A 6119-nucleotide genomic window follows, 5' to 3' on the forward strand; every position below is an offset into this window, starting at 1 on the left:
CGGGCAGTCGGGGCGGGGGTGGCCGCCCGGGGGGCCCAGCGGGGGGCGGGGGGGGTGGTCCGCCCCGCGGCGCCATGGCGCCGCGGGCCTTTTCGGACAATGGCGGACATCACGATCGACCCTGGTGTGAGCTGCGACATTGTCGGCTCCCATGACCGGCCCCCACCATGACCCGATCAGCGACGTGAGAGAAAGCAGCTCCTCATGGGTGAACATGTGCACGTGCGGCTCAGTCAGGGGTTGAGTGTGTCGGCCGACGGAGAACTGATCGAGCACTCCCGCTGCCAGTGCGGGGCCACCTTCACCAAGGTGTTCGATGCCGACAGTGGGGAGCCCGAACGCCCTGCCGGCTCGTGATGCGATGTGCGTCCGCTGCGGCGGGCCTGCCGGACGGCGTCCTCGGTGGCCAGGCTGGAGCCGAGCGCGCCAAGAAGGCCAGGGGCGGTTTTCAGGGCCCCGGGCTGATGCCCGAGGCCCTGGAGCAATGGTGTCGCTGTGGGGTCAGCCGCCCAGTTCCTTGCGGTCGCTGCCGCCGCTGATGGCGATCTTGCGGGGCTTGGCCTTCTCCGCGACCGGGATGCGCAGCTTCAGCACACCGGCCTCGTAGGAGGCTTCGATCTTCTCGGTGTCGAGAGTCTCGCCGAGGAACAGCTGCCGGCTGAACGTCCCCGCGGGCCGCTCGGTGACCACCGTCTCGGTGTTCTCGCCGTACGCCGGCTTGCGGTCGGCCTTCACCGTCAGGACGTTCCGCTCGACATCGAGATCGATAGACTCCGGATCCACACCGGGCAGGTCCAGCTCCACGAAGAACGTCTCACCCTCACGCCAGGCGTCCAACGGCATGCCCGCCGGATGTGCGGCCGTGCCCCAGGCCCGCTCGACGAGCCGGTCAAGCTCGCGGAAGGGATCCGTACGCATCAGCATCTGTCGTCCCTCCTTCACGTCGTTCCCGCATCGCATTTCGCTGCTCTTCTGATGTACCACTACGCCGGAAAGTTGACAACCACCGACTCAAGCTTTTGGCGCGCTTCGGACGCGCGCGACGGCGAAGCCGGGCACGACCGCGGCGCGGGAGTTGGGTGTGGCGAGGAGGCAGTCGGTGATCGTCGTAACCGCTCGACGACGGAGCCAGCGTGCTCCGCGCCCCACGCCACGCTGAAGACCTAGAGCTCGTAACGCGACGACGAGGCTTCGGCCACCAGACCTGTCGGCGCCGATGATTCCCGGCCCGTGCGGGAGTCTGTCGTTCGACAGCAATCTTCTGGAAGGCGGCCTCATGACGACCCTGCACGACTTGCTCGAAGCCCACGTCCGTGCCGGTGCGCTGCCGGGAGCGGTTGGCCTCGTGGCCCGGGGTGACCAGGTCGAGGTGGCGGCCGTCGGCGGGCAGGACGCCGGCGACGGCGCCCCGATGGCGAGGGACTCCATCTTCCGGGTCGCCTCGATCACCAAGTCCGTCACCGCCGCCGCACTGCTGATCCTCGTGGAGGAGGGCAGGATCGCACTGGACGACCCGATCGGGACGTGGCTGCCGGAGCTGGCGAAGCCGGTGGTCGTACGCACGCCGGCGAGCCCGGTGGACGACGTGGTGCCGGCCGACCGGCCCATCACCGTATTCGACGTGCTGGCCTCCCAGGCCGGGTACGGATTCCCCTCCGACTTCACACTGCCGGCGGTGCAGGAGTTGTTCACGGTGCAAAAGGACGGCCGGGTGCCGAGCAACTTCCCGCCGGCCGACGAGTGGATGGCGGCGCTCGGCCGCATCCCGCTGCTGTACCAACCGGGCGCCGCCTGGTTGTACGACACCTGCTCCGTCCTGCAAGGGGTACTGATTTCGCGGGTCACCGGTCAGCCGCTGCCGGAGTTCCTGACGGAGCGGATCTTCGAGCCGCTGGGCATGGTGGACACCGGTTTCGAGGTGCCGGCCGCCAAGCGGGGCCGGTTCACCAGCTTCTACAAGCCAGGGGACGACGGCAGCCTGGAGCTCGCCGACGGCCCGGACGGCGAGTGGAGCAGCCTGCCCGCGCTACCGCTCGGCAATGGCGGGCTGGCCTCGACCGCCGACGACTGGCTGGCCTTCTGCCGGATGTTGCTGGCCGGCGGGGTGGCGGCCGACGGCCGCCGGGTGCTGTCGGCCGACTCCGTGCGCATGATGACGACCGACCACACGAATCCGGCGCAGCGCGACATCGGCCGGCTGTTCCTGGAGGGTCAGGGCTGGGGCTTCGGCGGCTCGGTTGACATCGTCCGGACCAACCCGTGGAACGCACCCGGCCGTTACGGCTGGGTCGGCGGCACGGGCACAGCGGCGCACGTCGTCCCGGCCACGGGTGCGGTCACCATTCTGCTGACTCAGGTGGCAGCGATGGGTCCCGTGCCGGCACCGGTGATCAGGGAGTTCTGGCGGTACGCGGCGAACGCCTGACACACGCATCTCACGCCCTAGATCAGCAGGTGAAGGGCTGGCCGAGCCTGGTGGCGCGGGTTGTGGCCGTCAGCGGTGACCTGCCGGGACGGTCTCGCGCCCGTCGAGGGGCCTGGCAGGCCAGACCCGATTCGCCGTCATCCGCCAGAACCCGGTGCCCTGCCGATACAGGGTCCGTCGCTTACCCGTCATCATGCCAACACGCCATCCGCCGCCCTGACCTGGTCCTCGCACAGGCCACGGGCGGCCGAGGGGCCCACTTCACTCTGGCCCCAAGTGTCCCTGCCGCGCACCGACTCGGTGGCTTAGCCTGGCCCGGATCAGGTCAACGCCGACGCGATGCGAGGAGAGGTATGCCGGAGCCTGTCATCGAGGTCCTTGCGGACGCCGACGACGCCGTGGTCGGGGCGTTCCGGCGGCTGCTGCCCCAACTGGGGAAGGCACTGCCCGAGTTGACTGCGGAGTATGTCCGGGGTGTCGTGACGCATCCGGCGAACCTCGTGCTCGCGGCGCGTACCGGAGAAGGTGTGGTCGGGCTGCTCACCCTGGTCGTTCTCGCCCTGCCGACCGGGATCACCGCCCGCTTCGAGGACGTGGTCGTCGACGAGTCGGCGCGCGGCGCAGGCATCGGTCTCGCCCTCGTACGGCGGGGACTGGACCTGGCGTGGTCACAGGGGGCCCGGCAGGTCGACCTGACGTCCCGGCCGAGCCGTGCGGCCGCCCACCGTCTGTACGAGAAGGCCGGTTTCGTGCGGCGGGAGACCCATGTGTTCCGCCATCACCTCGAGCTCACCGCCGCCGCGGTTCAGTCCGTCACGGGAGTCAGTTCGAACAGGTAGCCGTTGGGCGGAACGGTGGTCGGCCGGACGGTCCGGCACTCCCAGCCGGACTCCTGGAAGGCCTCCCGCCACTGGTCGAGGGTGGGGAGGTAGTCGCCCATCAGCGCGTGTACGGCCTCGAAGCCGAGGGTGAAGAGGGTCGTGTCGGGACCGGGCAGTTCGCTGGTCCGTACGACGTCGCAGATGAACAGGCGGCGGGCCGCCGGAAACGCGGTGCGTAGCCTGCGCAGGGTGCGCACGCAGCTGTCGTACGGCCAGAAGTCGTGTCCCATGAAGACGCAGGTGACGGTGTCCACGTCGGCGAACTCGGGGCGCGGTTCGAGATGGAGGACGTCGCCCTGGAGCAGGGTGATCCGGTCGGTGAGGCCGGCGGCCTCGACGGACTCGCCGGCCAGTTGCACCGCCGCGGGGGATATGTCGACGCCGACTCCCCGTGCGCCGGGGTGGTTGCCGAGGATCCGGATGAGCCGTTGCCCGGATCCGCAGCCGAGGTCGGCGACTTTCCCGACGGGCGAGTCGGCCAGGATGCGGTCGAACAGCGGCTCGACCTCCTCGTCCCCGATCAGCCGGGAGCCGATGGCCACGGCCCGCATGTCGCGTTGGTAGAAGTCGCCGGTCCTGCGCTCCGTGCGGGCCACGTCCGGGGCGATGCTGAAGAGTTCGCCGCAGCCCTTGACCAGCCAGTAGAAGTAGCCGCGGGCCGCGTACGCCTCGGCGAAGAGCGCGCCGGGGATCACCACCTCGTCGTCCTTGACCTCGACGACCCGCGCCCAGTGCAGGGTGCGGTGCACGGCGCGGACCACGGTGTCGGAGAGGCTCTCGTCGCCGCCGTTGCCGAACGGCGCCTGGCCGTGCTCGGCGAGTCGGTCGAGGATGCCGAGCTGGTGGGCGGCGGACAGGGCGGCGGTGGCGACGTAGGACGAGAAGAGATCGGCGACCGGTCCGCGGATCCAGTCCGCAGCACCGCGCCAAGTACGGCCGCCGCCCCGACCCCTCAGGCGAGCGGGACCAACTGACCGTGCTGCGAAATCACTTCGGTGAAAGGGCGGAGGTCGTGGCTGCGCTGGCCGACGACCGGATCATCGGGTTCTGTCTGTTCCTCGATGCCGGAGACGTACGGCACGCGTGGTCGAACGGCACCGACTACACCGACAGCCGTTCCAAGGACACCCACTTCGAGGTGTGTTACTACCGGCCGGTCGAGGACGCCTATCGCACCGGCCGCAAGGAGCTGTCCTTCAGCTACGGCGCGGAGAGCACCAAACTGGAGCGGGGCTGCCGCCTGGACGAGGTGAGCGGCTTCGTCCTCCCGCTGGACGACGGCGACCTCGGGTCGGCGCACCGCGCGGCGCAGGCCCTCGCCGGGGGGCTCGCCCGTCCGGCCACGGGGACGCACCGTACGACGACAGGAGAGTGATGGACGCCGACGCCGGCAACGCCCGCAAGGGGCTGGGCATCTTGCGGGAGCGGGGCTTCCGGTACTACTGGACGGCCCGCGCCCTGTCCCTGATCGGGGACTACGCCTTCCGCACCGCCTTCGCCACGTACATCATCAGCGTCAGCGGCTCGGCGTCCACGCTGGCCACCGCGACGGCCGTGCTGCTGGTGCCCTCACTGGTGTTCTACCTGGTGGGCGGCGCCGTCGGAGACCGTACGGGGTCCCGGCGGGCGGTCATGGTCGGGGCCGACCTCGCCCGGTTCGTGATTCTCCTGCTCATCGCGGGGGTGACCTACTGGACGTCCGGCGTGACGCTGCTCGTCGTCCTCGCGGTGCTGATCGGCGTGGCGGACGGCTTCTTCCAGCCCGTGTCCTTCGCGTACATGCTGGAGATCACGCCCAAGGAGAAGCTTGTCGCCGCGAACTCGGCACTCTCCGTCGGCCAGCAGATCGGACTCATCGGCGGCCCGCTCGTCGGCGGGTTCATGGTGAGCATGGCGGGTGCCTCCGCGACGTTCGCGTTCGACGCCGCCACCTTCCTGCTCTCGGCGGTCCTGCTCCTGCTCGTCCGCACGTCCCGGCAGACCGGCGGGGAACGCGGCTCCGGCACCGCGCGGCCGGACCTCGTGGCCGAGGACGGCGCGGCCGGGGAACCGGTGACCGGCGTCCACCGGCTCCGGCAGGTCGGCGCGGACGTCGCCCAGGCGGGCCGGTATGTGGCCGGGCTGCGCTGGCTGCTGGTCTCCCTGGTGGTCGGTGCCTGCACCAACGCCGTGTACGCGGGCGTCCTCGATGTGTCGGTGCCGCTGATCATGGCACCGGGTGGGACGTCCGAGGGCCGCTCGCTGGGCATGTTCTACGCGCTCCAGGGCATCGGCGCGCTGGCCGGGGCGGTGGTACTGGTCAGGCTAACGGTGCGCAGGACGGGTCCGGCCCTGTTCCTCATGCTGGCCCTCATGGCGCTGTCCCTCGCGGCGACCGGCGTCCTCGGCGCCGGGGGCGCGCTGGCGATGGCCTTCGTCTACGGCATCGGCCTGCACTTCTTCAACTCGCTCTTCCCCAGCCTGTTGCAGGAACAGGTGCCGGAGTCCCTGCTCAGCCGCGTGGGCAGCCTGGCGTTTCTCGGCTTCAACGGCCTGATGCCGCTCGGCGCCCTGCTGATGGGCCCGCTGGTGGCCGCGCTCGACGCCCGTGGCGCGGCCACCGCAGCGGGTCTCGCCGCCGCTGTCGCGAGTCTTGCCGCCCTGCTGTCCGGGGATGTACGCAGCCTCACCGCACGCGGCGCGAAGCCGGACACGGATGCGCGGCCGGGCCCTGGCGCCCGCGACAACGGAGCCCAACGGCCGGGCGGAGCGCCCCCTCCGCCAGGGGCCAGACCCCAGAGGACCGAGACAGCGCGAGACGGAGCGCAGGTGGC

At 70.6% G+C, this 6119-nt stretch carries 7 protein-coding genes and 1 pseudogene; 6 read left to right on the top strand and 2 right to left on the bottom strand.

Features of this window, described 5'->3' with window-relative positions:
* Positions 1 to 204 precede the first annotated feature (204 nt).
* Positions 205 to 357 carry a hypothetical protein gene (locus tag ACFVIU_RS33775; protein WP_385847256.1) on the top strand — a complete coding sequence of 51 codons (153 nt, stop codon included), beginning with the start codon at positions 205 to 207 and terminating at the stop codon, positions 355 to 357.
* 144 nt (positions 358 to 501) lie between these two features.
* Here ACFVIU_RS33775 and ACFVIU_RS33780 read toward each other — a convergent pair whose 3' ends face one another.
* Positions 502 to 924, bottom strand: coding sequence for an Hsp20/alpha crystallin family protein (locus ACFVIU_RS33780; protein WP_385847258.1), 423 nt, complete (start codon positions 922 to 924; stop codon positions 502 to 504).
* 352 nt (positions 925 to 1276) lie between these two features.
* On the opposite strand from ACFVIU_RS33780, the gene ACFVIU_RS33785 reads away from it, so the two are divergent.
* Together ACFVIU_RS33785 and ACFVIU_RS33790 are read left to right on the top strand one after the other, a co-directional pair.
* A complete protein-coding gene (locus tag ACFVIU_RS33785) occupies positions 1277 to 2425 on the top strand; it encodes a serine hydrolase domain-containing protein (protein WP_385847259.1) in 1149 nt (382 codons plus the stop codon).
* A gap of 353 nt (positions 2426 to 2778) precedes the next feature.
* Positions 2779 to 3264: a GNAT family N-acetyltransferase gene (locus ACFVIU_RS33790; protein ID WP_385847260.1), complete on the top strand. Its 486-nt coding sequence runs from the start codon at positions 2779 to 2781 to the stop codon at positions 3262 to 3264.
* Here ACFVIU_RS33790 and ACFVIU_RS33795 read toward each other — a convergent pair.
* On the bottom strand, positions 3231 to 4055 hold the full coding sequence (locus ACFVIU_RS33795) for an SAM-dependent methyltransferase (RefSeq protein WP_385847262.1): 825 nt from the start codon (positions 4053 to 4055) through the stop codon (positions 3231 to 3233). The two genes, ACFVIU_RS33790 and ACFVIU_RS33795, sit on opposite strands and share 34 nt — an antisense overlap.
* On the opposite strand from ACFVIU_RS33795, the gene ACFVIU_RS33800 reads away from it, so the two are divergent.
* The 3 genes and pseudogenes from ACFVIU_RS33800 to ACFVIU_RS33810 all read left to right on the top strand — a co-directional run.
* Entirely contained in the window at positions 4050 to 4280 is a 231-nt protein-coding gene (locus tag ACFVIU_RS33800; RefSeq protein WP_385847263.1) for a hypothetical protein, read from the top strand. The two genes, ACFVIU_RS33795 and ACFVIU_RS33800, sit on opposite strands and share 6 nt — an antisense overlap.
* Positions 4181 to 4681, top strand: a pseudogene (locus tag ACFVIU_RS33805) (GNAT family N-acetyltransferase); the annotation flags it as partial. The gene ACFVIU_RS33800 and the pseudogene ACFVIU_RS33805, both read left to right, overlap by 100 nt.
* Positions 4681 to 6119: MFS transporter (locus tag ACFVIU_RS33810; RefSeq protein WP_385847264.1), on the top strand; the 1439-nt coding region annotated here is incomplete at its 3' end. The pseudogene ACFVIU_RS33805 and the gene ACFVIU_RS33810, both read left to right, overlap by 1 nt.

It is taken from the genome of Streptomyces sp. NPDC127190, from assembly GCF_042672505.1.
Taxonomy (GTDB): Bacteria; Actinomycetota; Actinomycetes; order Streptomycetales; family Streptomycetaceae; genus Streptomyces.

Excerpts from the sequence above, each read along its gene's own strand:
- ACFVIU_RS33775 (WP_385847256.1), top strand. The coding sequence starts at position 205 with ATGGGTGAACATGTGCACGTGCGGCTCAGTCAGGGGTTGAGTGTGTCG.
- ACFVIU_RS33790 (WP_385847260.1), top strand. The coding sequence starts at position 2,779 with ATGCCGGAGCCTGTCATCGAGGTCCTTGCGGACGCCGACGACGCCGTG.
- ACFVIU_RS33780 (WP_385847258.1), bottom strand. The coding sequence starts at position 924 with ATGCTGATGCGTACGGATCCCTTCCGCGAGCTTGACCGGCTCGTCGAG.
- ACFVIU_RS33785 (WP_385847259.1), top strand. The coding sequence starts at position 1,277 with ATGACGACCCTGCACGACTTGCTCGAAGCCCACGTCCGTGCCGGTGCG.